At 67.3% G+C, this 26,934-nt stretch carries 19 protein-coding genes and 3 pseudogenes; 13 read left to right on the forward strand and 9 right to left on the reverse strand.

Annotation, left to right across the window (positions count from 1 at the left end):
• Positions 1 to 124: 124 nt before the first annotated feature.
• A complete protein-coding gene (locus tag ACGLYG10_RS05770) occupies positions 125 to 1,159 on the forward strand; it encodes a sugar phosphate isomerase/epimerase family protein (RefSeq protein ID WP_073328897.1) in 1,035 nt (344 codons plus the stop codon).
• 60 nt (positions 1,160 to 1,219) lie between these two features.
• On the opposite strand, the gene ACGLYG10_RS05775 is transcribed toward ACGLYG10_RS05770, so the two are convergent.
• Both ACGLYG10_RS05775 and ACGLYG10_RS05780 read right to left on the reverse strand, forming a co-directional pair.
• The gene (locus tag ACGLYG10_RS05775) at positions 1,220 to 1,504 is read right to left on the reverse strand and encodes a putative quinol monooxygenase (protein WP_073328899.1); all 285 of its coding nucleotides are present in this window, start codon (positions 1,502 to 1,504) and stop codon (positions 1,220 to 1,222) included.
• 110 nt (positions 1,505 to 1,614) lie between these two features.
• The gene (locus ACGLYG10_RS05780; protein WP_073328902.1) at positions 1,615 to 2,820 is read right to left on the reverse strand and encodes an ROK family transcriptional regulator; all 1,206 of its coding nucleotides are present in this window, start codon (positions 2,818 to 2,820) and stop codon (positions 1,615 to 1,617) included.
• Positions 2,821 to 4,011: 1,191 nt separating this feature from the next.
• Here ACGLYG10_RS05780 and ACGLYG10_RS05785 point away from each other — a divergent pair.
• The 3 genes from ACGLYG10_RS05785 to ACGLYG10_RS05795 all read left to right on the forward strand — a co-directional run bounded on the left by ACGLYG10_RS05785 (position 4,012) and on the right by ACGLYG10_RS05795 (position 7,196).
• Entirely contained in the window at positions 4,012 to 5,070 is a 1,059-nt protein-coding gene (locus ACGLYG10_RS05785; RefSeq protein WP_073328904.1) for a sugar phosphate isomerase/epimerase family protein, read from the forward strand.
• A gap of 9 nt (positions 5,071 to 5,079) precedes the next feature.
• Positions 5,080 to 5,472 (forward strand): C-glycoside deglycosidase beta subunit domain-containing protein, encoded by a 393-nt coding sequence (locus tag ACGLYG10_RS05790; protein ID WP_073328907.1) that lies wholly within the window; start codon positions 5,080 to 5,082, stop codon positions 5,470 to 5,472.
• A gap of 128 nt (positions 5,473 to 5,600) precedes the next feature.
• On the forward strand, positions 5,601 to 7,196 hold the full coding sequence (locus ACGLYG10_RS05795) for a DUF5597 domain-containing protein (RefSeq protein ID WP_073328911.1): 1,596 nt from the start codon (positions 5,601 to 5,603) through the stop codon (positions 7,194 to 7,196).
• A gap of 52 nt (positions 7,197 to 7,248) precedes the next feature.
• On the opposite strand, the gene ACGLYG10_RS05800 is transcribed toward ACGLYG10_RS05795, so the two are convergent.
• Together ACGLYG10_RS05800 and ACGLYG10_RS05805 are read right to left on the reverse strand one after the other, a co-directional pair.
• Positions 7,249 to 7,566 (reverse strand): type II toxin-antitoxin system RelE/ParE family toxin, encoded by a 318-nt coding sequence (locus ACGLYG10_RS05800; protein WP_073328915.1) that lies wholly within the window; start codon positions 7,564 to 7,566, stop codon positions 7,249 to 7,251.
• Positions 7,563 to 7,880 (reverse strand): type II toxin-antitoxin system Phd/YefM family antitoxin, encoded by a 318-nt coding sequence (locus ACGLYG10_RS05805; RefSeq protein ID WP_073328917.1) that lies wholly within the window; start codon positions 7,878 to 7,880, stop codon positions 7,563 to 7,565. The genes ACGLYG10_RS05800 and ACGLYG10_RS05805 overlap by 4 nt, the downstream gene beginning before the upstream one ends.
• A gap of 222 nt (positions 7,881 to 8,102) precedes the next feature.
• Here ACGLYG10_RS05805 and ACGLYG10_RS05810 point away from each other — a divergent pair.
• Positions 8,103 to 9,681 (forward strand): annotated as a pseudogene (locus ACGLYG10_RS05810) (IS1634 family transposase).
• A gap of 243 nt (positions 9,682 to 9,924) precedes the next feature.
• Here ACGLYG10_RS05810 and ACGLYG10_RS05815 read toward each other — a convergent pair.
• Together ACGLYG10_RS05815 and ACGLYG10_RS05820 are read right to left on the reverse strand one after the other, a co-directional pair.
• Positions 9,925 to 10,707 (reverse strand): hypothetical protein, encoded by a 783-nt coding sequence (locus ACGLYG10_RS05815; protein WP_139240859.1) that lies wholly within the window; start codon positions 10,705 to 10,707, stop codon positions 9,925 to 9,927.
• Complete coding sequence (locus ACGLYG10_RS05820) at positions 10,704 to 11,363, reverse strand: ABC transporter ATP-binding protein (RefSeq protein WP_244542603.1); 660 nt, start codon at positions 11,361 to 11,363, stop codon at positions 10,704 to 10,706. The genes ACGLYG10_RS05815 and ACGLYG10_RS05820 overlap by 4 nt, the downstream gene beginning before the upstream one ends.
• On the opposite strand from ACGLYG10_RS05820, the gene ACGLYG10_RS16570 reads away from it, so the two are divergent.
• Positions 11,314 to 11,499 carry a hypothetical protein gene (locus tag ACGLYG10_RS16570; RefSeq protein WP_244542606.1) on the forward strand — a complete coding sequence of 62 codons (186 nt, stop codon included), beginning with the start codon at positions 11,314 to 11,316 and terminating at the stop codon, positions 11,497 to 11,499. The two genes, ACGLYG10_RS05820 and ACGLYG10_RS16570, sit on opposite strands and share 50 nt — an antisense overlap.
• On the opposite strand, the gene ACGLYG10_RS05825 is transcribed toward ACGLYG10_RS16570, so the two are convergent.
• The gene (locus ACGLYG10_RS05825) at positions 11,500 to 12,240 is read right to left on the reverse strand and encodes a hypothetical protein (RefSeq protein ID WP_139240860.1); all 741 of its coding nucleotides are present in this window, start codon (positions 12,238 to 12,240) and stop codon (positions 11,500 to 11,502) included. It abuts the gene before it with no gap.
• Positions 12,241 to 13,247: 1,007 nt separating this feature from the next.
• Between ACGLYG10_RS05825 and ACGLYG10_RS05830 the strand changes: the two genes are divergently transcribed.
• Complete coding sequence (locus ACGLYG10_RS05830) at positions 13,248 to 14,318, forward strand: sensor histidine kinase (RefSeq protein ID WP_170866464.1); 1,071 nt, start codon at positions 13,248 to 13,250, stop codon at positions 14,316 to 14,318.
• Positions 14,319 to 14,326: 8 nt separating this feature from the next.
• Positions 14,327 to 15,085 carry a response regulator gene (locus tag ACGLYG10_RS05835; protein ID WP_083565681.1) on the forward strand — a complete coding sequence of 253 codons (759 nt, stop codon included), beginning with the start codon at positions 14,327 to 14,329 and terminating at the stop codon, positions 15,083 to 15,085.
• A gap of 50 nt (positions 15,086 to 15,135) precedes the next feature.
• On the opposite strand, the pseudogene ACGLYG10_RS16815 reads toward ACGLYG10_RS05835, so the two are convergent.
• Positions 15,136 to 15,645: pseudogene (locus tag ACGLYG10_RS16815) on the reverse strand (ROK family protein); the annotation flags it as partial.
• A 34-nt stretch (positions 15,646 to 15,679) separates the two neighbouring features.
• Positions 15,680 to 16,210 (reverse strand): annotated as a pseudogene (locus ACGLYG10_RS16970) (ROK family protein); the annotation flags it as partial.
• 673 nt (positions 16,211 to 16,883) lie between these two features.
• Between ACGLYG10_RS16970 and ACGLYG10_RS05850 the strand changes: the two are divergent.
• The 5 genes from ACGLYG10_RS05850 (at position 16,884) to ACGLYG10_RS05870 (ending at position 26,644) form a co-directional block, all read left to right on the forward strand.
• Positions 16,884 to 18,374: an MFS transporter gene (locus tag ACGLYG10_RS05850; protein ID WP_073328935.1), complete on the forward strand. Its 1,491-nt coding sequence runs from the start codon at positions 16,884 to 16,886 to the stop codon at positions 18,372 to 18,374.
• A 123-nt stretch (positions 18,375 to 18,497) separates the two neighbouring features.
• Positions 18,498 to 20,786: a glycoside hydrolase family 3 N-terminal domain-containing protein gene (locus ACGLYG10_RS16820; RefSeq protein WP_211482982.1), complete on the forward strand. Its 2,289-nt coding sequence runs from the start codon at positions 18,498 to 18,500 to the stop codon at positions 20,784 to 20,786.
• A 45-nt stretch (positions 20,787 to 20,831) separates the two neighbouring features.
• A complete protein-coding gene (locus tag ACGLYG10_RS05860; RefSeq protein ID WP_073328938.1) occupies positions 20,832 to 21,872 on the forward strand; it encodes an alpha/beta hydrolase in 1,041 nt (346 codons plus the stop codon).
• A 69-nt stretch (positions 21,873 to 21,941) separates the two neighbouring features.
• Positions 21,942 to 23,543: a family 43 glycosylhydrolase gene (locus ACGLYG10_RS05865; RefSeq protein WP_073328940.1), complete on the forward strand. Its 1,602-nt coding sequence runs from the start codon at positions 21,942 to 21,944 to the stop codon at positions 23,541 to 23,543.
• A 29-nt stretch (positions 23,544 to 23,572) separates the two neighbouring features.
• Positions 23,573 to 26,644, forward strand: coding sequence for a glycosyl hydrolase (locus tag ACGLYG10_RS05870; RefSeq protein WP_073328943.1), 3,072 nt, complete (start codon positions 23,573 to 23,575; stop codon positions 26,642 to 26,644).
• Positions 26,645 to 26,934 lie beyond the last annotated feature (290 nt).

The raw sequence follows: 26,934 nt of genomic DNA on the forward strand, positions 1-26,934 counted from the left end.
AGACTCCCGGGTACCGGGGTTGAAAGGGCTATTCCCCCGGAACTGTGCGGTCGTCCGCGCTCGCAGTTCCGCGTGCCCGGCCTCGGCCGCCTTCCTTCCCACATGCAGAAGAAAGGACGGAAACATGACTCTCAAACGTGGAGTAACCCTGTATGCGCTGCAGGACGCCTACGGGCGTGGCGGTCTCGGACTGGAGGGGTGCATCAGTCTGGTTGAGGACATGGGCGCTCAGGGTATCGAGTTCCTCAGCGACCAGATGCTCGAAGGCGCCCAGAATGCGAGCGACGCAGTTATTGATGAGTTCAACGCGATCATGGCACGGCATCCGTTGGAGCGCGTCGCGAACGACATCTTCATCAACTCCTCGCTGTACAAGAATCGTTGGCTGACCCTGGAGGAGCAGGTCGCCTCCCTTCAGGCGGACTTGCGGCTGGCGAAGCGCCTCGGCTTCCCGCTCGTGCGCCTGGTCTCCCGAACCGACCCTGCCGTGGTCCCGCCCGCACTGCCGCTGGCGGAGAAGCTGGGCATCACCATGGCGGTCGAGGTGCACGCAGGCATGAGCTTCGACCACCCCCTCACCGCCGCCTGGATCGAGCAGATGCGGGATCTGGACAACCCGCACGTCGGACTCGTGGTCGACTTCGGCATCTACTGCCACCGCTACCCCGAAATCGCTACGAACTACTTCCGTGCACAAGGGCTCAACGAAGATGTGGTCGAGTACATCGCCGACATCTACGCCTCCGGATCCGACGGTCGCCGAGCCTTCCCCCGTGCCACCGGGGAGGAGAACCGGGACGCCTACGAGTTCCCCGAGGAGCTCACGCGCCTGTTCAAGTCGCCTGTGGATGAGGTGTACGCGACCAACGCCTCCGGTTACGAGAACACGTCCCTAGACACCTTGGACGAGTACCTGCCGTGGATCAAGTCCTTCCACGCCAAGTTCTGGGAAATGGTTCCCGACGGCGTCGGCGGCTACCAGGAGGCCTCCATAGACTACCCGGCCGTCGTCGCTCGCCTGAAGCAGCTCGACTATGACGGCTACCTGTGCAGTGAGTACGAGGGGCAGCGCTTCATCATCCCCGGGGACCCGATTCCCGACGTCGAGCAGCTGACCCGCCACCAGCAGATGCTCCAGGCACTGATCAACGGAGAATGAGGCAGCCGGAACCATCGCGCCCTCAAGCCGGAAGAGCCGCATTTCCTGGGGCGATGGAAATCAGGCCGGCTCGTATTGGACGATCGTCGGATCGCCGGTGGACAGGGCGATCAGCTGGGGAATGATCGTTGTGAAGTGCGCCGAGGCGTTGTGCGTCTCAATGGCGGCGTCGTCGGCCCATGCCTCCAGGAAGGTGAGGGTCGTGGCGTCGTCGCGGGCGCGCAGCAACTCGTAGGAGATATTGCCGGGCTCCGCGCGCGAACCCTCCACCAACTCGTGCGCCTTGGCCGTGAACTCTCCGACGGCGTCGGGCCGGACCGTGAACGTGGCGATGATGCGGATCATGGGAACTCCTTCGTGCAGGGGCAGCGGCTGCCGACGGTGCGGCTGCGACATTACTACCGACCTCGGCGCGTAACTTCAACCGACCTCGGGGAGAGAGGGAGGGGAGCGGGTCAGGCGGTGGCGGCGGTGAAGACCGAGTTGACGGCGAGCAGGGCACAGCCGCGCAGCTCGTCGTCGAGTCCGCTGCCCGCGGGCAGGATCTCCAGGTCGGTGGTGGCCAAGGACAGTGCGCGCTCGTACACGATGCGCCGGATGACGTCCAGGAACATGGGGCATCCCTGCGGCATCGGCCCGGCCAATACCACCCGTCCGGGGTTGAAGAAGCTGACCACCATGGCCAGGGCATCGCCGACGGCGGTCGCGGAGCGCACCATCAGGGTGACGCATTCGGTATCGCCGGCGTTCACGCCGGTGACGATGTCCTCGACGGTCAGCTCGCCACGCCGATCCAGACATTCCTTCAGGTGCGGGCTCAACCCCTCCACCGCGGCTCGGTGGGCGTCACGCAGCAGCGCCCACCCGCCAGCCACGGCCTCCAGGCATCCGGTACGGCCACAGCGGCAGATCACCGAGTCAGTTCCGGAGACCTGCACGTGCCCGATGTCGCCGGCGGCGCCTGCAGCACCCAGGTGCAGGTGTCCGTTGGACATGATTCCGACGCCGATTCCGGTGCCGACTTGCAGGTAGAGGATGTTTGCCGACTCCCGCCTGCCCTGGTCGGGCAGGGTGGAGGCGTAACCCAGCAGCATGATGTTGACGTCGTTTCCCGTGGCGACCGGCACGCCCAGGGCGGGCTCGAGGGTGCCGACGACGTCGAAGTCGTCCCAGCCGGGCATGATCGGCGGGCTCGACGGGCGTCCGGTCTCCTGGTTGATCGGGCCGGGGAGTGAGACTCCGGCCGCCCACACCGGTGGCTCGTGGCGGCGCGTCATGTCCTGCAGCTCTTCGGCGGCCCGGGTCAGGGTCGCTTCCGGGCCGCGGGTTATGGGCCAGTCCAGGGTGCGTCGCTCCACCGGCTGCCCGGCGAGGTCTGTGACGGCGAGGCGCAGCGTCGAGGTGTGCACGCCCACTGCGAGCACGAGCCCGGCCTCCTGACGGAATCTCCACGTGGCGGGCGCTCGGCCCCCGGTCGAGGGAGCCGAGCCGTCCGGGGCGATGAGCCCGGCGTCGATCGCCGTGTTTATCAGCGAGGAGATCGTGTTGCGGCTCATTCCAGTCATACGCGCCAGCTGCTGCCGGGTAATCGCACGGCCCGTGCGGATGAGGTTGACGGTCAGGAGCACATCGGTGTCAATTGCGGCGATGGGACTGGACACGGCTGCCTCCCGGTGTGAATGACCGCGGCGCCGCACGGGGATGGGCGTCGACGTGCCCTCAGCCTAATTCAGGCTGAGAGACCGCGGGCCGGACGACATCGGCGAAGCTAATGCGGCTCTTCCGGTTTGAGGGTGTGGTGGTGGGGTTGTCGCGGGTGCGTGTGTCGGGGTGGTGGTGATGTTCACCCCGCCCCTATGTACTTGCACGACCTCGGGCCGCGTTCCACGACCTTGGTGTGTGTTGCACGACCACCCCGGGGTCGTGCAACACACACGAGGGTCGTGCAGCGTCGCCCTCGCACGCCGCCGGGGGCCCCGGCGCCGGCATGTTCCCCACCCCTGCCTGCTTGGCGTAGGCAAGGCGTGCTCCCAGGCGCTCGTCGGCGCCCCCTTCGTCCAGGGATTGGACTGCCCGCATCCACTTGGACCGCCCGCCTGCGGATGGACCGCCTCAGACGCACTCTCAGACGGACCAACTGAAGAAACCGGTCCGAGTGCGGGGGTCCCGGTGCGAACCGGCGGGCCTCCCCGCGACACGCCGGACCGAGGCGCCACGCTCGTGCCGGTATCCCGTGATGGTTCGGCGCGGGGCTACGCTGCGAGGGTCGCGTTCGGGCGCAGGAGGTCGTACTCGGCCGGTCGGGGTCGTCTTCGGGTTGAAGAGGACGTGTTCGCCCGGCCGGGACGGGTCGTTCTGAGGCTCACGAGGACGTCTTCGGGCTCGCAAGGTCGTCGTCGGGCCGACGAGGACGTCTTCGACTTCACAGGGTCGTGTTCGGACCGACGACAATGTCGTCAGGCTGACGAGAACGTCGTCGGGCCGACGAGGACGGTATCAGTGCTGCGCGTTGCTGTTTGCCCGGGCGGGTCGGTGGGGACTCATCGAGGACGTGGGTTAACCCGCGACGACGTGACCCGGAAGCCACAATGATCCGGCCGGACCGACAACGACCCCACACACCCGAACCACCACACCCTCAAACCCGAAGAACCGCTAATGCCGTGATCGTGCAGAAGCGGTGTCCGGGTGCCTGGCCGCCCCCAACCGTCGCGCCATAACCTCGGTGCATCCGGGGCATCCCGAGACAGCTGCGGCTATCGCCCGCGGGCAATCCCGCCCGCGGCGCCTGCCGGCCGCAACGAACTCAGCACCCTCGAGGAACCCTCCAAGGACGGAGAGAGGACGGATACATGACTATCAAGAAGGGCGTCTCCCTGTACTCGCTGCAGGACGCCTATGGACGCGGCGGCCTCGGGCTTGAGGGCACCGTCGCCGCCGTCGAGGAAATGGGCACACAGGGCATCGAGATCCTCTCTGACGAGATGATCCGCGGTGCCGCGCGTGCCAGCGAGGAGACCCTCGCCGAGTGGGACGCGATAATGGAGCGGCACCCGCTCGAGCGAGTCTCCAATGACATCTTCATCAATTCCTCGCTGTACAAGAACCGCTGGCTGACGCTTGAGGAGCAGGTCGAGCTGCTCAGTGCGGACCTGCGCCTGACTCACCGGCTGGGCTTCCCGCTGGTGCGCATCGTCTCCCAGACGGACCCGGCCGTGATCCGCCCGACTCTGCCGCTGGCGGAGAAGCTGGGCATCACCATGGCGGTCGAGGTGCACGCCGGTATGAGCTTCGATCACCCCATGACGGAGGCCTGGATCAAGGAGATGAAGGAGGTCGACAACCCGCACGTCGGACTCGTGGTCGACTTCGGCATCTACTGCCAGCGGCACCCGCGGGTGTCCACGAACTACTTCCGCGAGACTCTCGGGGTCAACGAGGACGTCATCAAGTACATCGACGACATCTTCGCCCGCGGCATCGACCCGCGCCAGTTCTTCCCCCGCAACCCGGACAACCCCGACGACTACGAGTTCCCGGAGGAGCTTACCCGGCACTTCCACACCTTCCAGGACCGTTTCTACGCCATGATGTCCACCGGGTATGAGAACACCTCTCTGGACACCCTGGACGAGTACCTGCCCTACATCAAGTCCTTCCACGGCAAGTTCTGGGAGGTCACCGATGAGGGCGAGGAGTACTCCATCGACTACGGCCGCATCTTCACCCGGCTCAACCAGTTGGGCTTCGACGGCTACGTGTGCAGTGAGTACGAGGGGCAGCGCTTCGTACTGCCGGGCGAGCCCATCACCGACCTCGAGCAGGTGCGCCGTCACCAGGAGCTCATGGAACGGCACTTAAGCGACGGCAAGAACGGCGGCGCCGACGCCGCCCAGAACGACGGAAAGTGAGCAGCACCCATGTTCGACGGATACATCTTTACCGAGAACTCCCTGGCAAACGTTGAGGAGAATGACAAGACCATCGGTTTCGAGATGCGCACCCGCATTCCCTACTACCGCGGCATTCCGCTGTCGATGGTGCACGACGTCGAGGTCGAGGTGGACGGTGAGGCCGTGCCCCGCGAGGACATCCGCTTCACCGCCGACGACGGCAAGCACTGGTTCACCCTGGGGGAGATGGAGACGGTCACCTTCTTCCGCTGGGAGTACGCCGACGAGGCCACCGTGCGCGTGCTGCAGGACGGCGGGCTGGCCCCCGGTGAGCACGAGGTACTGCTGCGGGTCTCGGCGCGCGTGGCCTATATCCCCGTGCCCTTCTCCGGCGAGATGAAGCGCACGGTCACCGTCTGAGCCGGCCCAGGCACATCCCGACGACGGCGGCCCGGTTGGCTCCTCGCCACCGGGCCGCCGTCGTCGGACGCCAGATTCCGCAACCGCCCACAGCCCCGACCATTCCGAAAGCCGAAGGAGACTTTCCCATGAACCGTATCGACAGCCGCCACCTGGTGGTCGGGGGACGCCCCCGGCTGCTGCTGGGCGGGCAACTGCACAACTCCACCAGCTCCGACATCGAGCTCGCCCGCGTCGCCTTCGACCGCGTGGTCGAGCTCGGCGGCAACGCCGTCACCGCCACCGCCAGCTGGCACCTGGTGGAGCCCCGCGAGGGCACCTTCGACTTCACGGGCGTGGACGCGCTGATCGACCTGGCGCGCGAGCGCGGCCTGGCGCTGACCCTGCTGTGGTTCGGCGCCTTCAAGAACGCCGCCTCCACCTACGCGCCCCGCTGGGTGCGTGCCGACACCGGGCGCTTCCCGCGCGCGGAGGCCGGCGCCGACGGCGCCACCGGTGCCTTCACCCGACCCGGCACCCCCGTGCTGTCGGTGTTCTCTCCGGCTCTGCTGGAGGCCGACCGGCGCGCCTTCACCGCCCTGGCCCGCCATATCGCCGAAGTGGACGCCGACGGCACCGTGGTCATGGTGCAGGTGGAGAACGAAACGGGCCTGCTGGGCGCCTCCCGCGATCATGCGGCGGACGCCGAGGCCGCCTGGTCCGCCCCGGTGCCGACGGCGCTGCTGGACTGGCTCGCCGCGCACCCCGAGGCCACCGGCACCGCCTCGCGGCTGTGGCGCGAGCAGGGCTCACCCGCCGCGGGCAACTGGCCCCAGGTGTTCGGGGACGGCCCGGGCGCCGACGAGGTCTTCATGGCCTGGGGCTTCGCCTCCTACTGCGAGGCGCTGGCCGCCGCCGCGGCCGAGCACCTGGACGTCGCCTACTACGCCAACGCCTGGTTGGGCCCCCAGCCGGGGCAGGAGCTGCCGGGCCAGTACCCCAGCGGTGGGCCCGTGGCCGGCGTCGTGGACGTGTGGAAGGCGGCGGCGCCGACGCTGGCCCTGCTCGGCCCCGACATCTACGTCGACGACGTCAAGGGCGCCGTGTCCGGGTACGTGCGGGAGGACAATGCGCTGCTGGTGCCCGAGTCACAGGTGGCTGTCGGCAACGTCTTCTGGGCGGTCGGTTCGGGGGCGGTCGGCTTCAACGTCTTCGGAGTGGACGACCTGCGCCCCGACGGACAGTTCGCCGCCGCCTACCACCTGCTCGCCGGGGCGGAGGACGTGATTGTGGCGGCGCAGTGCGAGGGCCGCATCCGGCCCGTGCTGCTGGAGGCGGAGGAGACCGCCGTCGTGGAGCTGGGCGGCCTGACCTGGACCGTGCGCGGCGCCGTCGACGTGCTGAGCAAGATCTTTCTGGATGCCGGTGTGCAGGTGCGCACGCAGGCGCGCGGTGAGCAGGAGAACCTGGAGGAGGCGCTCATGCCCGCGCCGGCGGACACGCGTGCCATGGGCGTGCTGATCGACCTGGGAAAGGATGAGGTGCTGGCGATCGGCCAGGGACTCATGCTGGAGGCGGCCGGTGCCCCGGGAGAGATCGTAGAGATCGACGACGCCGTCGAGGGCCGCTACGAGGCGGGGGAGTGGGTCAGTGGCCGCAACCTCAACGGCGACGAGCGCCTGAACCTGCTGCCGCTGGACCGCCTGGCCGCGGTGCGGGTGCGCGTGCTGCGGCGGTGGAGGTGACTGGGAGCAGACTAGTTTGGGTGATGGTGCAAAGACGGGAGCCGGTTGGGACTCACTCCAGGTGCCGGCTGATGTCCGCGCGCACATGGATAATCCGGACGACGGTTACGGTTGCAGACTCGTCATCGACCCAGTAGAAGGCGAGGTGCTGGTCGGCGCGTACATATCGATACTCGCGCGAGAGCGAACGAGATGGCGTATAGACGCGGTGGCGACTCGGCATGGTGCTCAACGAGTTGATGACAGTGACGATGTGTCGCACTGTCCGCACTGCGGAATCAACGTCTCCAGATACCTCGAGTACCGATAGCCCAGCATCGGCGAGTTCTTGCTGTGCTCTGGGCAGGTAGCGGACTACGTACGATCTCATGCTTCTGTATCGACGGGGTGCGACGTGCTGGTCTGTCTGGATTCGTTGGCGTTGTCGATCGCGGCGCGTGCGTACGCGAGTACTTCCTCCGAGGTGAAACGCTCCGTGGTTGTCTCCATCTCGACTTCCGCCGCGGCCAGCGCCTCGGTGATCTCCCGGTTGAGCGCAAGCGCCTCGTAGTGTTCGATGCTCATCACCACCATGTCGCCCACCCCGTTGCGGGTCAGGAAGACAGGGCGATCGTCCTCATGGACAGTTGCTGAGATCTCCGTGAACTTGTTGCGCAGGTCGGAGATCGGGCGGATGACTGGCATGGGTATCCTCAATCCCGCATCGAAGACGTTTTATCATCACCATGATAGCAGAGCTGCGAGGTGGGGGTGGCTGGGCGGATGCAACCTCAACGGTGATGAGCGCCTGACCTGACTCGTGCCACTTTTGGTGACGGTGCGTCATGATCGGGGTTTTTCGTTGGTGTGGTGTGGTTGGGTTGGTGGTTGTGGGGCACTAATCCGGTGGCGGTAGAGTGATGGTGTGTGAGCCCGTATGTTCGTAAGGTGCGTACCGCGTCGGGGGCTACGGCGGTGCAGATCGTGGCTAAGGAGCACGGTGTGCGCCGGATTGTGGAGCACCTGGGCTCGGCCCACGATGAGGCGGAGCTGGCCGCCCTGGTTCAGGCTGGGCGGGAGAAGATCACCGCCGGGTCGGGCCAGAGGGCTCTTGATCTTGAGTCCCTGGTCGCTAATTCTGCCCGGGTGGTGGCTCCGGCGGTGGTTGAGTCCAAGCGGTCGGCTCTGCTGTGGGATGTCCTGTCGGGGGGCGTATGAGGCCCTGGGGCTGGATGAAGCGGTGGGTGGGGATGAGGGGTTCAGGCAGATGGTGCTGGCCCGTCTGGTCGAGCCCACCAGTAAGGAGCAGGTACCCCGGGTGATCTCCGGGCTGGGTGTCCAGCCGGCCTCCAGGAGGACACTGTTCCGCTCACTGTCCCGCTGCGCGGGCCGCCAGTGGCGAGACCGGATAGCGGCCGCCTGCCTGTCCCACGTCACCGGCCGCGGCGACCTGTCCCTGTGCCTATACGACGTTACGACCCTGTACTTCGAGGCGGAGAAGGAAGACGACCTACGGCGGGTGGGTTACTCCAAGGAACGCAGGGTGGACCCGCAGGTCATCGTCGGGCTGCTGGTGGATAGGGCCGGCTTCCCCCTACAGATCGGCTGCTGGGAGGGCAGCAAGGCCGAAACCAGCACGCTGATCCCCATGGTCGAGGAGTTCCGGAAGGCATCCGGGATTGATCACCTGGTCGTGGTCGCAGACGCCGGCATGCTCTCCGCGGCCAACCTCGAAGCGCTCGATCAGGCCGGGTTGGGGTTCATCGTCGGGTCCCGTATGACCAAGGCGCCGGCGGACCTGGCGGCGCACTTCGCCTGGCGCGGGGACGCGTTCACCGACGGGCAGGTGATCGATACGATCACCCCACGTCGATGCACGCGCTCGACCGAGAGGGACGACAAGACGCGTGATGAGCCCGTCTGGAGCGCGGCGGAGTTTCCGAGCTCGTGGCGCGCGATCTGGGCTTACAGCGCCAGGCGGTTCGCTCGGGACAACAAGACCCTGACCGCGCAGGAGAACCGGGCTAGGGCGGTGGTCGCTGGGGAGCGGCGCCCCAAGGGCACCCGCTTCGTCACCACCCGCAAGGGCGACCAGGTCCTGGATGAGAAGGCTCTAGCCAGAGCACGCCGCTTGGCGGGGCTCAAGGGCTACGTCAGCAACATCCCCGCCACGGTGATGCCCGCCGGTGAGGTGATCGCCTCCTACCACGAGCTGTGGCACGTGGAGCAGTCCTTCCGCATGAGCAAGCACGACCTGCGGGCCAGGCCCGTCTTCCACCACACCCACGACGCCATCCAGGCCCACCTCACAGTCGTCATGGCCGCCTTGGCGGTCGCCCGCCACCTACAACAAGCCACCGGTGTGAGCATCAAGCGGCTCGTCCGCGAACTGCGGCCGCTCCAGGAAGTCACCATCACCATCAACGGCCACCACATCATCGCCCAGCCCCAGACCACCCAGACCGCACAGCAAATCCTCAACAACCTGAACGCCGCAGGGCACTAAACTGGCACGACTCAGGCCTGAACCTGCTGCCGCTGGACCGCCTGGCGCGGTGCGGGTGCGCGTGCTGCGGCGCTGAGAACGGCGATGCGCCGTCTTCACCACCGCCGACAGCTAATGCGGGCGTGACGAACGGTGGTGTCAATGCACACGCACTCACGCTTCTGCTTCGACGGGGTGCGACGTGCTGGTCTGTCTGGATTCGTTTGAGATCTCTGTGAACTTGTTGCGCAGGCCCGGGCGAAGCTACTGGGGCGTGACTTGTCTGGCGCCGACGTCCCGTCGCTTGATGGCTACCAACGCCGTGGCAATCGCGGCCAAAACCCAAGCCACCACGACAGCAGTCGCAGGGGTCGGTTCGAGGTCGGGCGGATTAGCCAGGTCTTCCGTTTGATCGCCAATGAACATCATCAGTCCCGCATTGGTCGGCAGGTACTGAAATACTTTATTGATCATTAGGAAGGCCATGCCAGCGCCGGTAAGCAGAATCATGACTGCCAGCACCGTGGTTTGAGATCGTACAACCATAGCAACAGAGGTGCTGAACAGACCAAGGAGAGTCCAGTACGCGGTCCCCATGGCCAGTGATGCGAGGTAATGGGTGCCCGCGCCCGACGCGAATACCGAAATGGAGCCGAGACCGCCTTGATAAAATGCCAATATCATAATGGACAGCAGTGCGGCCTCGGCAAAGATCAGCATGGCGGCAAGCGTCAGTTTCGCAAGGACGAGCAGGTGCCGGCGCGGTACGGCTAGGATCGAGTCGGTCAGCTGTCCGCCCACGTGCTCGCTAGATGCTATAAGAACCGCCGCGATTACGGGGAGGAATGCGAGATTCGCCAGGGCGTACACTCCTAATTCTTGTGGGCCCATGGCGTCCTGACCGGAAAGAAGCGCAGAGCGAGCACCCCTAGCATCAAGTGCGCAGTATGATGCCATGAGAAGAATGGTGAGGGTGACAGTCAGTCGTAGGGACGGCAGAGTCAATGCCTTGCGGGTCTCGCTGGCTAGCACATCGACGAAGCTCATCGCTTATCGCCTCCGGTAGGAGGAACGTCTGTATTCCTGTGGTCCGCCAAACGACTGAAGAACGCCTGTTCGAGCGAGCCATGTTCCGCGACGAGTTGCTCGACTCGGCCTTCACCGATCACGTGGCCGCGGTCCATAAGAACGACTCGGTCAGCAATAACTTCAGTCTCGCCCATCAGGTGAGAACTGAGGAGCACGGTCTTATCGGCATGTGCAAGCCGCGCAAGAAGGTCCCGCAGCCACTGAATTCCGAACGGGTCGAGTCCGTTGGCAGGCTCGTCGAATATCATCACCTGGGGATCGCCTAGAAGAGCCGTGGCGATTCCAAGACGTTGTTGCATTCCGAGCGAGAATCCGCCAACTGGCCGTCTCCAGTCGCCGGGTTGCAGGCCCACTATGCTCAAGACTTCTTCCACGCGATCGTCGGAGATGCGATTTGCGCGCGCCACCCACCGCAGATGATTTACCGCTGTGCGGGAGGGATGTGTGCCCGATCCCTCGAACTGTGCGCCGACGACTCTCATGGGGAATGGGTGCTGCCGATAATGCGACCCACAGACGGTCGCGGTACCGCCGTCAGCACGATCTAGGCCGCATATGATACGCATGACCGATGACTTTCCTGCTCCATTCGGGCCGAGCAGTCCTGTGATCATGCCGGAGGGTGCGCAAAAGCTGACCCTATCAACAGCCAGCACCTTTCCGTGCCTTTTGGATACTTCGGATACTTCAATCATTTTGGATGTCCTCATGTTGGAATGGTTCGGATTTCATGGTGTTCTGTTGTGGTGATTACCCGCAGTCCCGACGGATGAATATGACGGCCCCTATCGTCATTACGACGATCAGTTGAATTGCCGTGGCGGTGAGTTCAGACGCCGAAGGAGTGAAGCCGCTTTGGTAGGCAGTCTTGAAAACCTGATCGAAGACGATCTTTAATGACGGCAAGGCGTTGGTTAACAGGTCGGAGAGACCGATAGTCCATATTAGCAACGGCGCCACGGCTATGACCGTATTTCGCGTTGCCGCTGTAATCGCTGCAGACAGCAGCGCTATGACTACCCAGTATCCGATGAGCCAGCCAAACCGTGCCGGGCTGAGCTGGAATCCGCCTACACCATCCGCTGCGCGCTCGGATGCACCAAGGAATGGGGTAAGGGCGCCAAGCGAACACGCCAATGCCGTCGCGCTAGTAAGTAGTGTCGCCAGGAACATTTTTCCGCACGCGATCCTGATCCGTGAAGATGATGCCAGGAACATCATGCGCCGTGTTCCGGTTGCCATGTCTTGCCCGAAGATCCATGCGCCCAGGAGGACTGGGATGACCTTGCCATAGTGCAATGCCAGCAGCGGCCAGTCTGCTGCAGCTATGCCGCCGGTATCCTCAGGCCGGCCCGCCTGGGTGTAGCTGATTGTTTGCAGAACGCCGAACCAGGACACCGCTGCAATTCCTGTCAAACCTAGCAGCACACACTGACGAATGGTTGTGAGCGAGGCCGTTTTGCGTACCTCCGCTGCAATTGCGGCAGTCATTGGGGTCGCGCTTGGCCGGCCTGCGAGGCTGGCACATGAAGTGGAGTCGGGGTGCTCTTGCGGAACGCGAAGTAACGCGATCCGCAAGCGCTTTGCCAATGCCTGCATTAATACCCTCCTGTAGGTACGGTTACTATGGTGGATGCTATCGTGCGAGCGTTTCTCTGGTACATAGTCCGCGGGAAAATGTCTCCCTGAGTTGACTTCGCCGTCATTCAGGGTCTGACCGGTGACTGAGTTTCGTGGTGTTCTAACGAACAGCGGGGCACGGCACCGGCGCGCGAACTAACTACTGCAGTTTGCGAGTGTGCACGGGTGCTCGAACCAGCGTTGTAGAGGTGAGGGCGCCCCGAGGTATGGAGCGCGCTGCGGTGGGCGCCCGCCGGACTCGCCGGCGTTCTGTGAGGTGTCTTCCAAAGTAAACAAGTGCAACTGCACGGGTTGGTAGCGAAGAAGGCCGAGGATGGGGGCAGAGGCGCTGCGTATGAATAACCTAGGAGTTATTGCCCGGTTCTATGGTGGCGCCGTTGTGCGGTATTCTGCGAACGGTCTTTACGGCGTAGGTGAGCTGGAGGTCTAGGGTCGGGACGGACCGCGAGCCATGACGGGTCAAAATGAAGGTGTCGTAGCGCCCGACGTGCCAGGGTTCGCGTCCATCTAGCCGTGTACCGTGTGAACATGACGCGGCAAGGCCTCGGGTCAGTGATTCGACAACCGGCTATAGGAAGTGACAGCAGCATTGCCATGTTATGCGATGAAGAGATACGCATGCCCGAGGATGGGGGTGCATCGGCCTTCTGGTGTGGGAGTGCGTTTCTGCGGCTAGTTCGGCGGATCGACTGGTCAGATTCTTGCCGTGCGGTTGGAAGGGGGGAAGCACGATGAACTGCTCGAATCTAATGCGCTCTATCGGCGCCTGGCCGAGGAGCAGCTCATCGCATAACAGGTTTTCGGCAGTGGCGTCGCCGTGGATAACGCTGCCTCGCACGGGCGTCGCCATCGTCTGCGTGATATATGTCGGGTTCTGGCTCACGAAGGATCCGGGCACTTTGGCGATGCGTTTGCTTCAACTCGCTATGGTCTGCGGCTATGCGTTGGCCGTATTGTTTTTTTGGTCTCGGCCGTGGCTAATGGTGTTGGGCATCGCTGCGTTTACTGCAGCCGGATGGCTGCTTGAGCTTACACGTGAGCCCTTCGTCGTTGCATCATGGGCGCTGTATTGTGCGGGGCGATTGATGCGCGGTCTGCGATACGTAGTGCCAACTGCCTTGGCAGTCGCGTCCATGCTGCTGTTTTGTCTACTCAGTGTCAGGGCGCCGGCGGGAGAAGCGTTGACGCTGCAGGTTGTTATGAGTGCGGTACTGCTGTTCGGATCCTGGCTGCTTGGCGTGCAGGGTAAGGCGGAGGCGGAGGAAAAAGCGAGGGCGGAAATAGCCCGTGAACGCACGCGTGTACTTGAGGACCGGGCTAAGGTGGCGCGAGATCTTCACGATATACTGTCCCACACGTTGAGTGGAATTGGTATACGTGCGGCCGTTGCTGCGGAACTCGATGAGAGCGGCGACGAAGAGGTGCTGCGCACCTTTCACGATATCGAGGATGCTAGTCGCGATGCGCTTGAGGAAGTCCGATCTGTGTTGGGCGGAGTCCGTGCGGGCGAGGCGGATCGGTATGTGGTGACGACAGAAGATATCGGCGCGCTGGTTGATCGGAGTCGTGCGAATGGTTTCAAGGTCGACGCTGTTATGGACTTCGGGAGTCTGGCGGGCGCGCCGATTGCGTATGACTTGTACCTCGTCGTGCAGGAACTGGTCACTAATATCGGTAGGCATGCTAGTGGCAGCGCTGGTGAGTTGGAGATTGACGTCCGGCGCCCCGAACTTCGCGTGCGGGCACGTAATCACTTCGATCGCATGACGCGTGACTCCGCGCACGGGATGGGGCTGTCGGGAATTAAGGAGCGTATCTCAGCTCTGGGCGGGCGCTCTGAGATAATGGAGCGGGATGGCGTGTTCAATATAGAGATCGTGGTGCCCGTGCGCACCGCGATCGGATCGAAGGTGGATGATTCAGGGTGATCCGTGTAATGATAGTCGACGACGATCCGGTCGCACGATCAGCTTACGGTAAGTTGATCGGCGCTCAGGATGACATGCAGGTGGTCGGTGAGGCCGAGAGCGGCCTCGATGCCTTGCGTAAGCTGCCGGGGACGAGACCAAATGTGGTGCTTATGGATCTCCATATGCCGGCGATGGACGGGGTTGAGGCCACACGGAAGATGGTGGCAAAGGCGCCGGATGTTCGCGTACTCGTGGTCACGATATTCGATCAGCCTGAGGATGTCGAGGCGGCGGTTGCCGCCGGAGCCTCCGGGTTCGTCATTAAGAACAGTCCGGTGAGGGATTTGCTGAGGGCGGTGCGCCTTGTGGGTTCCGGGCAGGGAGTACTGTCCCCCGAAGTTACTGGCGGGGTCTTGGACATGCTGCGTGGCTCGGCCCAGGACTCAACGGTGAAGGAGATTGAGACAGGCCTGGGTGTACCCGTGAGTCTCACTCAACGTGAGTCTGAGGTTTTGCGCCTGATTGCCATGGGCAAGACCAACTCTGAGATTGCGGACGAGTTGTTCCTGGCTCCCACATCGGTGAAGACCTATGTCAGCCGGTTACGCGCGAAGCTGAAGGCACGCAGCCGCGCGGAATTAGTGACCCTCTACTACGTCAACTCCGCTATCTCCGATGCCCCAGGCGACGGGCGGCGACAGGTTCCCGTATTTGGCAGGCGTTCAAATTCAAATGAGAGTGGGGACGATCCCCGGGGTCAAGGGCGTAGCAGGTGGCGCGCATAATCCGATTGGTGCGGGGCCGTCGACCCGTCGCCATGTGTCGCGCGTTCGTGTTACGCATCCTGGCGGCGGTGGGTGAGCAGCTCCTGCACCCCCACCGGGGAACCGTGGGAAAGCCAGACGTGCATTACGTGAGCGGACAGCAGGCGGTCGGTGACCATACGGCAAGCACCTGCCAACGCGTCGTCCTCGTTGCCCATGCGCACGCGCAGGCGCTCGGAGGTGGCCGGCAGGACGCGACGGCGCAGAGCCTGACCGACCGCGCGGGAGAAGAACTCGCCGGCCTCGGCCACGCCGCCGCCCAACACGACCTCCCCGGGGTTGTATGTGGTGGTCAGTACCGCCAGCACCACGGAGAGTCGGTCCGCGGCCTCGGTCAGCAGTCGCATGCACACGGGGTCGCCCTCCGCCGCGCCGCGGAAGACGTGTTCGCAGCGGACGCCTCCGGATTCGTCGAGTCGGCGCAGATAGGAGGAGCGCTTCAGGGCCTGCGGGGTCACGGCAGCCTCCTCCATGGCGCCGCCGGAGAGCGTCGTCTCCAAGCACCCCTTGCGTCCGCAGCGGCAGGCGCGTCCCCCCCGATCCCGTCATCTGGATGTGGGCGATCTCCCCGGAGGCCGCAGCGGCACCCCGGTGCACCTGCCCGCGGGAGACGATGCCCATGCCGAGCCCCAGGCTGAGGCGGACATACAAAAGGTCCTGCGGGGCGCCGATGCGCTTCGCGGCGGCCAGCGCCAGGACATTGACCTCGTCGTCGACCCAGACCGGCAGGCCCAGCGCCTGCGCCAGTCGGCGGCGCAGCGGGAAGCCGGTCCAGCTCAGGGTGTCGGAGGCGCCGCCGGCCCTGGCCGTAGCCGGGGCGATCAGACTCCCATCGCGAAAGTCCACGGCCGTCGGGATGCAGGCGCCCACGCCCCAGGTAGGTGGAAGCTCGGGGTGGCGGTTGCGCAGTGCGGTCAGATGCTCCAGGGCGTGCCGGGTGACTGTCTGCGGATCGCTGAGAATGCCCTCCTCCCAGCTGATCCGATCGAGAATCGCACCGCTCAAGTCCGTCAGTGCCGCGGTGCTGGAACGGTAGGAGATCGACAGGACCAGGATTGTGGCCGCGGACGGATTGAAGCGCCACATCTCCGGGGCGCGCCCGCCGGTTGACACGCCCCGGCCGGCGGGAGCGAGCAGCCCGAGCTCGACGGCGATCTTGAGTCGCCGGTCGACGGCGTTCCGGCCCAGCGTCAGGGTCTCGGACAGGTCAGCACGGGAGACGCCTTGAGGATACTGGCGTGCCTCAGCGATGAGCTCCGCCAGTTGGGAGACGTGGGCGAAGGAGGGGGTGCGGAGCGGGACTGGTGTGCTCGTCTTTGTACCCCGGGCTGGCGCTGAGGTGTCGGGCGGCTGCACGCCTTCGTGCTGGCGGTCTCGAGGTGTCACACAGGCAGTGTCCGTCCCACTTTCGTATGCGTCAACCGGAATGATGGCAACAATGCCGCGACTTATGCCTCAATCGTGCGAAACTTGAAGGCGGTCGATGTGACCCCAATACCTGGCTGTCAATGTGCTGAGGGTTTGTTTACCGTGGGTATGGCAGCTAGTGCGTCGGGGCTGTGAGCGGGATGGTCGTGCGAGTGTCGAAGGCTCAACCTTATGCACGGGCAGTGCGGAAGGAGGGGGCGGTGTGCTTGTCGCCCACGGCTGCCCCGCGTTGACTGTAGCGCAGAACGCAACGAGGTGCGGACGTCGCAGTCCCTGGCCTCGGGAGTTCCGGGCAGAGCAGCCCGCACTTCGCATCACAGAAAGGCCCGTCATGACGACGCAGTCTGCGGCACCCGCCAAGACGGGGGCCCAGGTCCCCCTCAAGGAGAAGATCTCCTACGGCTTCGCCGAGTTCGGCTCCCAATTCATCTGGACGACCGTCGGTTCTTACCTTATGACCTTCTACACCGACGTCGCCCTCATCCCAGCGGCAGTTGCCGGCAACATCCTGCTACTAGCCCGCGTCCTGGACGGCATCCAGGACCTCGGGTTCGGCTACATAGCCGAACGCACCAAGTCCCGGTGGGGTCGCTTCCGCCCCTACGTGATCTTCGGTGCCCCGCTGCTGTCGATCTCCATGATTCTGGCCTTCTGGATGCCCTTCCATGGCGGCTCGATCAGCAAAGCCGTGTGGGCGGCGATCACTTATGTACTGCTGTGTTTCCTCTACACCGTCGCCAATATGTCCTACGGTTCGCTGGCCGGCGTCATGACCACCGACTCCGGCGAGCGCGTGACGCTCAACTGGATTCGCAACATCGGTTCCCAGGCCGCCCAGCTTATTATGAATGTGGCGACTCCCTTCCTGCTACTTGCTCTTGTCGCCTCTGAGGCAGGGAAGGAGCGTGGCTTGGACTCCCGCTCCTACTTCCTCACGATGCTGATCTATGCGCTTATTGCGCTGCCGTCCTTCCTCATCACAGGCATCAACGTCCGCGAGCGCATCACCATGACGCCGGAGCAGCAGAAGGTCCCCTTCAGTCGGACGGTCAAGGCGGTCCTCGGCAATGGCCAGCTCATGGTCGTCTTCTTCACCCTGCTGCTTATGCTCTTCGGCCTCTTCGGCCGCATCGGCGTTATGTTCTACTACTGCTCCTGGATTCTGGGGAACTCTCTCCTCATGGCCGGTGTTATGAGCTCATTCCAGGTCGGCAGCATTATTGGTGGCATTCTCCTGCCACCCTTCGCCTTGAAGCTGGGCAAGCGCAACATGATGATGATCTCGGTGCTCTCGGGAGGGATCACCCTTCTGCTCATCTTCTTCTTCGGGCAGACCAATCTCACCGTGCTACTCGTCCTCCAGTTCCTCTATGGACTGTCCGGCTTCGCCTCCCCGATCGCTCTGTCCATGGTTCCGGACGCGGTCGACTACTACGAGCACAAGACCGGCATCCGCGCCGACGGCACCTCCTACGCGACCGTCTCACTGTCCACCAAGTTCGCCAACGCGATCGGTGGCGCCGCCGCCCTGTACATCATGGGTTGGTTCGGCTATGACGGGGCGCTTAAGGTGCAGAGCGCCAGCGCGCTAACCGGCATCAACATCGCCGCTAACCTGGTGCCGGCCATCATGGCCTTCCTCGCCTTTATCCCGCTCCTGTTCTGGAAGCTGGACACGAAGACGATGGCCAAGATCTCCGCCGAGCTCGAGGTCAAGCGTGCCGCCCGGGCCGAGGCTCTCGCCGAGGGGGTAAGCCGTGAGGAGGCCGAGCGCCTCGCCGAGGCGGCCGAGCGCGCCGCCGAGGAACGCGGCGAGATCTAATTACGCCGCGGGCGGGTGCAGGCGGATGATCGGCCGCAGGGCCGGCACCCTCCTGCGCCCGCCCGACCCAGTCAACGCCGCACGACCATCCACCCGCTAACCCGCTCAACGAGGAGCCCTCCCGTGACCGCCGCCCCCGCCGCCAACCACCCAGCCACCAGCCCAAAGAGCCCCGCCGCACAGCTCACCGACGCCCAGCGCGAGCGCATCGAGTCCATCCTCGCGTCCCTTACCTGGGAGGAGAAGCTGGCGCAGGTGCAGGTCACCTTCAAGATGACCACCGAGGAGTGTCTGGAGGCGGCGCGTGCCGGTATCGGCGCCCTGTTCTGGCCCGGCAACGCGGCAGACGCCAATGCGATCCAGCGCGCCGCCGTGGAGGAGACCCCGCACGGCATCCCCCTGCTCATCGGCCTGGACGTCATCCACGGCCAACGCACCATCTTCCCCACCCCGCTGGCCATGGGCGCCTCCTTCTCCACCGCCGTCGCCCGCTCCTGCGCCACCGTCTCCGCCGCCGAGGCCCGCTCCGGCGGCGTCACCTGGACCTACTCGCCCATGGTGGACGTCGCCCGCGACCCGCGCTGGGGGCGCGTCGCCGAGGGCTTCGGCGAGGCCCCCCTGCTGACCGCCGAACTCGGCGCCGCCATGGTTGCGGGCTACCAGCATGAGCGCCTGGACGAGCCCGGCACCGTGGTGGCCACCGCCAAGCACTTCATCGGCTACGGCGCCGCGGAGGGCGGTCGCGACTACAACACCGTGGACATGTCCGACCAGCGGCTCCACTCCGTCTACCTGCCGCCCTTCGCCGCCTGCGTGGACGCCGGTGTCGGCTCCGTCATGGCCTCCTTCAACACCGTGAACGGCCGCCCGGTGCACGCCAACCGCCGCCTGCTCACCGGCCTCCTCAAGGACGAGCTCGGCTTCACCGGCGCCATCGTCGGCGACGCCTCCGGCGTGGAGAACCTCATCCCCCACGGGGTGGCCGCCGACCTGCCCGACGCCGCCCGCACGTCGCTTTCCGCCGGGCTCGACATCGAAATGGGCGGGCACCTGCACGACCCGGACGCCCACCCCGACCACCCCGCCCTCCTGGACGGCGACGACCCGGCCCTGGTGGCGCGCGTCGACGACGCCGTCCGCCGCGTCCTGGCCCTAAAGCTCGCCCTCGGCCTGTTCGACAACCCCTACGTGGACCCCGGCGCCGAGATCACCGCCCCCACCCCGCAGCACCTGGCCTCCGCCCGCGCCGCCGCCGAGAAGTGCCCCGTGCTGCTCACCAACGACGGTTCCCTACCGATCGCCCCCACCGCCCGCCGCATCCTGCTGGCCGGCCCGGCCGCCACCCACACCGACCACCTGGGCGCCTGGGTGCAGCACTTCGCCGCCCCACCCACCCGCTCACTCGCGGACGCGCTGGCCGCGGCCCTGGAGGCCCGCGCCGCCGACGCCGGCACGCCCGCCCCCGAGCTGACGGTGCTGGGTGGGCAGGACCCGCTCGGCGTCACCGGGGAGGAGGTCGACGCCGTCGCCGCGGCCGCCGCCGACGCCGACCTGGTGATCCTCGCCCTGGACGAACCCAGCCAACTCACCGGCGAGGCCACCTCCCGCGCCGACCTGCACCTGCCCGGCGACCAGGCCGCCCTCGTCCACGCCGTCGCCGCCACCGGCACGCCCCTGGCCGTGGTGCTCGTGGCCGGGCGCCCGCTGGTCGTGGAGGACTGGATCGAGGAGCCGGGTGCCGTCCTGGCCGCCTGGCACCTGGGCACCACCGGCCCGGAGGTCATCGCCGACGTCCTCACCGGCGCCGTCAACCCCTCCGGTCGCCTGCCCATCGGCTTCCCCCGTCACTCCGGGCAGCTGCCCGCCACCTACGACGCCCACGAGAACACCGGACGCCCCGCCACCCGCGGCGGGGAGATGGTCAAGCCCGTCTTCGACATGGGCCTGGACGGCCCCGCCAACCTCCAGGAGTTCTTCACCTCTAAGTACCGCGACCTGCCGCTCGGCCCCCGCTTCCACTTCGGCCACGGCCTGTCCTACACGAGCTTCGCCTACCGCGACGCCGCCCTTTCCCGCACCACCATCTCCCGGGCGGAGCTCGACGTCGGCGCCGCCGTGGAGGTCACGGCCGCCGTCGCCAACACCGGGGAGCGGGACGGTGAGGACGTGGTACTGCTGTTCACCCGCGACGTGCTCGCCTCGCTCGCCCCCGCCGTGCGCAGGCTCGCCGGCTTCCAGCGCGTCGCCGTCCCCGCCGGCGGCAGCCAAGCGGTCTCCTTCCGGCTGGACCGCAGCCACCTGGCGCTGTGGGATGACGACGGGGAGGGCTGGCGCGTCGAGCCCGGCGACTTCGAGATCCGCCTCGGGGACGACCCCGACGCCGATCCCCTACTGCTGACCGTCACCGACTGACCCCGCGCACAAGCACCTGCAAGCACGTACGAGGAGGTACGACCCATGCGCTTCAACTCACCCGACGACCCCGTCGTCGTCACCGCGGGCCCCGAGAAGGTCGGCCGCGTCGCCGGCATCCACGGCGAGCGGATTCACGTCCTGGACGGCCTGCCTCAGCGCGGCCCGGAGTGGACGCCGGCGGTGATGGCTCAGGCGGACCGCTACGACCTACCCGTCGAGCCCGTCGACCTGCCCGAGGTGGCCCGCCGGGACGCTGCCGCCCCCGGCCCGCACGGGGACGTGCCCGTGCGCGTGTACACCCCGCACGGGCTCGCCGCCCCCGACGCCGCCGGCCGCCGCGGCGCCGTCGTCTGGATCCACGGGGGCGCCTTCATCTTCGGCGACCTGGACATGCCCGAGGCCGACCACACCGCCGCCCGCCTGGCCGACGCCACCGGGCTGCCCGTGATCAGCGTCGACTACCGGCTCGCCGTCGACGGCGTCACCCATCCCATCCCGCACGACGACTGCTGGGCCGCCTACCAGTGGGTGCGCGCCGGCGGGCACGGACTGCCCACCGACCCGGCCAGGGTGGCCGTCGGCGGCGGCAGCGCCGGAGCCTGCCTGGCCGCCTCCGTCGGCCTGCACGGGCGCGACGCCGGGCAGGCCCCCGCCGGCGTCTTCCTCGCCTACCCGCTGGTGCACTACCCGCTGCCGGAGCCATCCGCGGAACTCGCCGCCGTACTCGCTACGCTCCCGCCCCTCCTGTGGGCCGGCCGTGAGGCCGCTGTCGCCCAGAACGACTACCTCATCGGGCAGCTCCTCGGACCCGAGATGACCGGCGTCGAGCACTTCGACTACGCCATGCCCGGGAACGCCGAGTCCCTGGCCGGCTACCCGCGCACCTATATCGAGAACTGCGAGGCCGACGACCTGCGCGCCTCCGGGGAGCGCTTCGCCGACCAGCTCGCACAGGCGGGCGTCGACGTGGAGCAGCACACGGTGCCGGGGGAGACCCACGGCCACCTGTCCGTGCCCGGCCTGCCCACCGCCAAGGCCACCTGCGCCCACTTCGCCGCCTTCATCGGCGACGTGCTGCGCTGAGTGCGCCCGCACCCCTCTCAACTACCCGCAAGCCGTACACAACCGCCGTCGCACCACCGGAGCAACCGCATGACCGCCACGACCCCGAATGCCGTATCGAGCACCGCCCCGTCCGCCGCCCCCGCCTGGGGGCGTGGCATCGAGAACCAGCGCCGCGCCAACCTCGGCGACGGCACCTACCGCAACCCCGTCATGGGCGGCGACTACCCCGACCCCACCGTCCTACGGGTGGGGGACCGGTACTACCTGACCTACTCCTCCTTCGAGTCCAGCCCCGGCATTGTGCTGTGGCGCTCGGAGAACCTGGTGGACTGGGAGCCGGTCGGCCCCACCTGCCCGGAGCCCTGGGGCAGCGTCTTCGCCATCGACCTGGTTGAGCACGCCGGCCGCTACTACATGTACATCCCCTTCATGCCCACCTCCTGGTCGCGCGTGGACGCCCCCACCATCGCGGTGATGTGGGCCGACGACGTCGAGGGGACCTGGCACGGCCCCATCGACCTGGGCCTGCGCGGCTACATCGACCCCGGGCACGCCGTGGGGGAGGACGGCGAACGCTACCTGTTTTTGAATGGCGTCGCCCGGGTCCGGCTCACCCCCGACGGCCTGGGAACCGTCGGCGAGGTGGAGCACGTCTATGACGGCTGGCACTACCCGGAGGACTGGGTGGTGGAGGCCTACTCCCTGGAGGGCCCCAAGCACGTGCAGCGGGACGGCTGGCACTACCTGGTCTCCGCCGTCGGCGGCACCGCCGGCCCGGCCACCGGGCACATGGTCATCGTGGCCCGCTCCCGCAGCATCGACGGCCCCTGGGAGAACATGCCCACCAACCCGCTGGTGCGCTGCACCGACGCCGCCCAGCCCTGGTGGTCCCGGGGCCACGGCACCCTGCTGGAGGGACCCGGCGGGCAGTGGTACGTCATCTACCACGCCTACGAGCGGGGCGCGCAGGGGCTGGGTCGGCAGATCCTGCTGGAACCGGTCGACTGGACCGACGACGGCTGGCCCGTCGCCCGCGGCGGCGACCTCACCGCGCCCCTGCCCCTGCCCGGCGGCGGCAGCCAGCAGCGGCCCCACGGCGTCGTCCTGTCCGACGACTTCCACGCCCCGGCCTGGGGCTGGCGCTGGACCTTCGACCGGCCGGGTGCCGACGAGACCGCCCGCGCGGCCTTCACCGAGGCGGGCCTGGTGCTGGCCGGGAAGGGCCAGGACCCGGCGTCGGCCTCACCCATGACCGTGCGCGCCCCTGACCGCTCCTACCGGGTGGAGGTCGGCATCGAACTGCTGGACGCCGCCGGCACCGGGGACGAGCCGACGGGAGCCGGGACGACGGCGGGCCTGCTGCTGTTCTTCAACCACCGGCTCTTCCTCGGACTGGAGCTGGCCGCCGGGCGCCTGCAGGCCTGGACCGGCGGTACCCGCACCTGGGGGAGTCAGCCGCTGCCGGAGGGCACCCGCGCCCTGGAACTCGCCCTGGAGAAGCACGAGCACATCGTGCAGATGTACTACCGCACCCTCGGGCAGACGGAATGGACCCACTACCCACTCACCCTGGAGTGCTCCGGCTACCACGCCAACACCGCGAACGACCTGGTCTCGCTGCGGCCCGCCGTCTTCGCCGCCGGACCCGGCAGCGCCCGCATCACCGACTTCCGCTACCGGGCCCTGTAAGGGCCGCACGTCACAGCCAGGAGCACACAATGACCGCGCCCGCCGACCTGCGCCGACCCGCCACCCGCGCCGCCCTGACCCGGGCGCGCTTCGCCACCCCGGAGATGACCGACCGGCCCGGCATCCGCTGGTGGTGGCAGCAACCGGTTCCGGTTGAGGAACTGCTGGTGGAGCTGCGGGCCATCGCCGCCGCCGGCTTCGGGGAGGTGGAGATCGCCTTCTCGCCCGGCTTCTGGGCCGACGCCGCCCAGCGTGAGGCGCTGGCCGCCGTCCTGGCCGAGGCCCGGCACCGGGGGGTGGGCGTGGCCATGACGCTCGGCGCCGCTTGGCCGCTGCAAACCCCCAACACCACCCGCGGCACCGCCTACGCCGCCCAGGAGCTCCAGTACGGGGTGAGGTGGGTTGAGGGCGAGGGCCGGGCGGATGCCCGGGGCGACGCTGGCCGGGCCGCCGCCGAGATTCATGGGCCCGGTGGTGGCCGCGGCGCGGTCACCACCCCCGTGCCCACCCCCTTCGACGACGCGGAGCTGGCGCGCGGCGGGAAGCTGGTCGCCGTCGTCTCCGCCCGGGTGGTCCGACGCGGCACACCACCGCGGGTGGTGGACTCCGGCAACCCTTGGGGCAAGCCCACCAAGATCATCGAGCCCGAGCACTCCACCCTGCTGGACGAGACCACCCTGACCGACCTGACCGGGCAGGTGCGCGGTGAGGGGACCGGCGCCGTCGTCGACTGGGAGCCCGGGCCGGGGCAGTGGGCGCTCATGGCCTTCTGGAGCCGCGACAGCGAGCAGGGGGTGACCAGCTTCCTGGACGCCGCCGCCGCCCGCGCCGCCCTGGCCTACCTGGATGAGCACCAGCTCGGGCAGGCGGGTGCGGCCGCACTGGGGGCGGAGGGGTCTACCGCCACCGAGCTGTTCGAGGACTCCCTGGAACTGAACGCCGACTGCCTGTTCTGGAGCCCGGAACTGCGTGAGCGCTTCCAGGCCCGGCGCGGCTACGACCCCACCCGCTACCTGCCGCTCCTGATCGCCCACGGCCAGTGCCGGTACTGGGTGCCCGAGACGCCGCCGCGCCCCGACTTCGACTCCGCCGATCCCGACGGCGCCCCGACCTCGCTGGGGCGGCGCGTGCGCACGGACTACGACCGCACCGTCACCGACCTGTACGTCACCGACCACCTGGCCCTCATCCAGGACTGGGCCGTCGGGCACGGCATGCGGCACAAGGCGCAGGCCGCCTACGGGCAGAACCTGGAACCGGTCCGCTCCTTCCGGGAGCTGGTGCGCTGCGGCGGGCGCGCGGAGGTGGAGTCCCTGAACTCCGGGGACCGCGCGCCCATCAACATGGACCACCCGAACTGGCGCTTCGCCCTGGACTGGCAGCGCAGCTGCGTGGCCGGCGCCCACCAGGGCGGGGCCGCGCGCGTGTCCACCGAGCTCGGCGCCCAGATGGACAAGTGCTACGACTTCTCCCTGGCCGACTACCGGCACATGCTGGACAAGGAGTGGGCCGTCGGCGTCACCAAGCCCTTCGTGCACGGCTTCGCCGCCCAGGACCCCGAGGCGCCCTGGCCCACCCGGGGCCGCTTCGGCACCATCGTCTCCGAGTCCTGGAACCACCGGCACTTCCCCCAGTGGCCGCACTGGAAGGGACTGACCGACTACTGGGCGCGCGGCACCGCGGTGCTGGAGACCGGCACGCCCCGAGCGGACGTGGCCGTCTACCGGGACGGCTTCCTGACCACCGCCGCCCGCGGCAACGCCGAGGCCGACGCGACCGCCCCCGACCGGCTCATCGACGCGGAGCCCCTGGAGCGCGCCGGCTACAACGTGCAGCTACTCGACCCGGTCGGCCTGGCCGAGGCAGGTGTCGTCGGCCTCGAAGCGGGGCGAGTTGTGCTCTTCCCGGAGGGGCCCGCCTACCGGGCACTGGTGCTGGATGCCGCGCTTCAGGGCGGCGCGATCCCGTTGGATGCGGCCCGTGGGCTGGCGTGCGCCGCCGCGGAGGGACTGGCGATTGTGCTCGTCGGCCGGCCGCCCACCGGGGATGCCGGTTGGGGCGGCGCCGACGCCGGCGCGGCCGTCCGTGAGGCGATCGCCTCCGCGCTCGCGGGACCGCGCGTGAAGCGGGTGGACGCCTGGGCGGAGGTGGCCGGCGCGCTCGCGGCACTCGGGGTGCGGCCCCGCGTGGCCTGGAACGGGCCGGTGCTGCTGACCCAGGTGCGTGACGCCGTCGAGGGCCGCTACGTGCTCGTCTACAACCCCGCCGCGCAGGCGGTGGCACTGCCGCTGGAGATCGAGGGGGCCGGGCGCGTGGAGGTCCTGGACCTGGACGCCGGCGAGATCACGCGTGTGGGTGCCGAGGTGGCCGGCGGGCGTACACGGGTGGAGGCCTGCCTGGAGCCGCTCGGCTTGGTGATGTTGCGGGTCGTGCCCGCGGGGGAGGGCGCAGTGGCGGCCGCCGCGACCGCGGGGAGTGGCGACACAGTCGATGAAGTCGGCGCCCGTGCGGTGGCCGGGGCGGTGATCGGAACCGGGGCCGTGGGCGGTGCAGCGGATGCGTATGGCGTGGACGCCGCCGCGTTGCGTGGAGGTTCGGCGGCCACCGCCCGCGTTAGTGCCGGCGGCGAGGAGTTCGTGCTGACGGACTGGAGCCTGACCGTCATCAGCGAGGAGCCCGCCGGGCCCCGCACCATCGTCCTGCCAGGGCAGGGGCCTGGCGACTGGCGCGACATCGCGGCGCTGAAGGACGTCTCCGGCACCGGCCTGTACCGGGTGCGCGCGGAAGTGGGCAGTGGCGGCGACGCTGGCCGGGCTGCGCTCGCGGATGCGGTGCTGACGCTCGGGGAGCTGGGCGGCAGCGCCGTGGTGCGGGTGGGCGACCGGGTCTTCGGGCCGGTGCTGCGCGACGCTGCGGCCATCGCGATTGGGGGCGCGCTGTCGGCGGCCGTGGCCGCGGGCCGCGAGCCGATCATTGAGATCGAGGTGCGCACGACGCTGCGCAACGCCACCCTCGCGGCCGACGCCTACATGACTGGCCCCTGGGCGGTGGAACACCCGAGCGTCCCCCACGGCCTCCTCGGCCCCGTCCACCTCCGCTAGCCCCTCCAGTCCCCTCCATCGAGTTCGGTTGATCTTACGTGCCGAGTTCGGTTGATCTTACGTGCCGAGGTCGGTGGAAGTTACGTGCCGACGTCGGTTGATGTGGCGGAGGCTATGTCCGGGTTGGGTGTGGTTGGAGTGGGCGCGTAGGGGCTGCACACTGGAGGCTTTCCATGATTCCGCGGTCGACGGGGGAAACCATGGAATCATCGCCCTGTCTATGGGATGAGCATCCAACAAAGACACTAAGCCATCCGCAGTGCAGTCGCTGCCCTGATGCTTGACCGGAA

The organism is Actinomyces glycerinitolerans, from assembly GCF_900098745.1.
Taxonomy (GTDB): domain Bacteria; phylum Actinomycetota; class Actinomycetes; order Actinomycetales; family Actinomycetaceae; genus Actinomyces; species Actinomyces glycerinitolerans.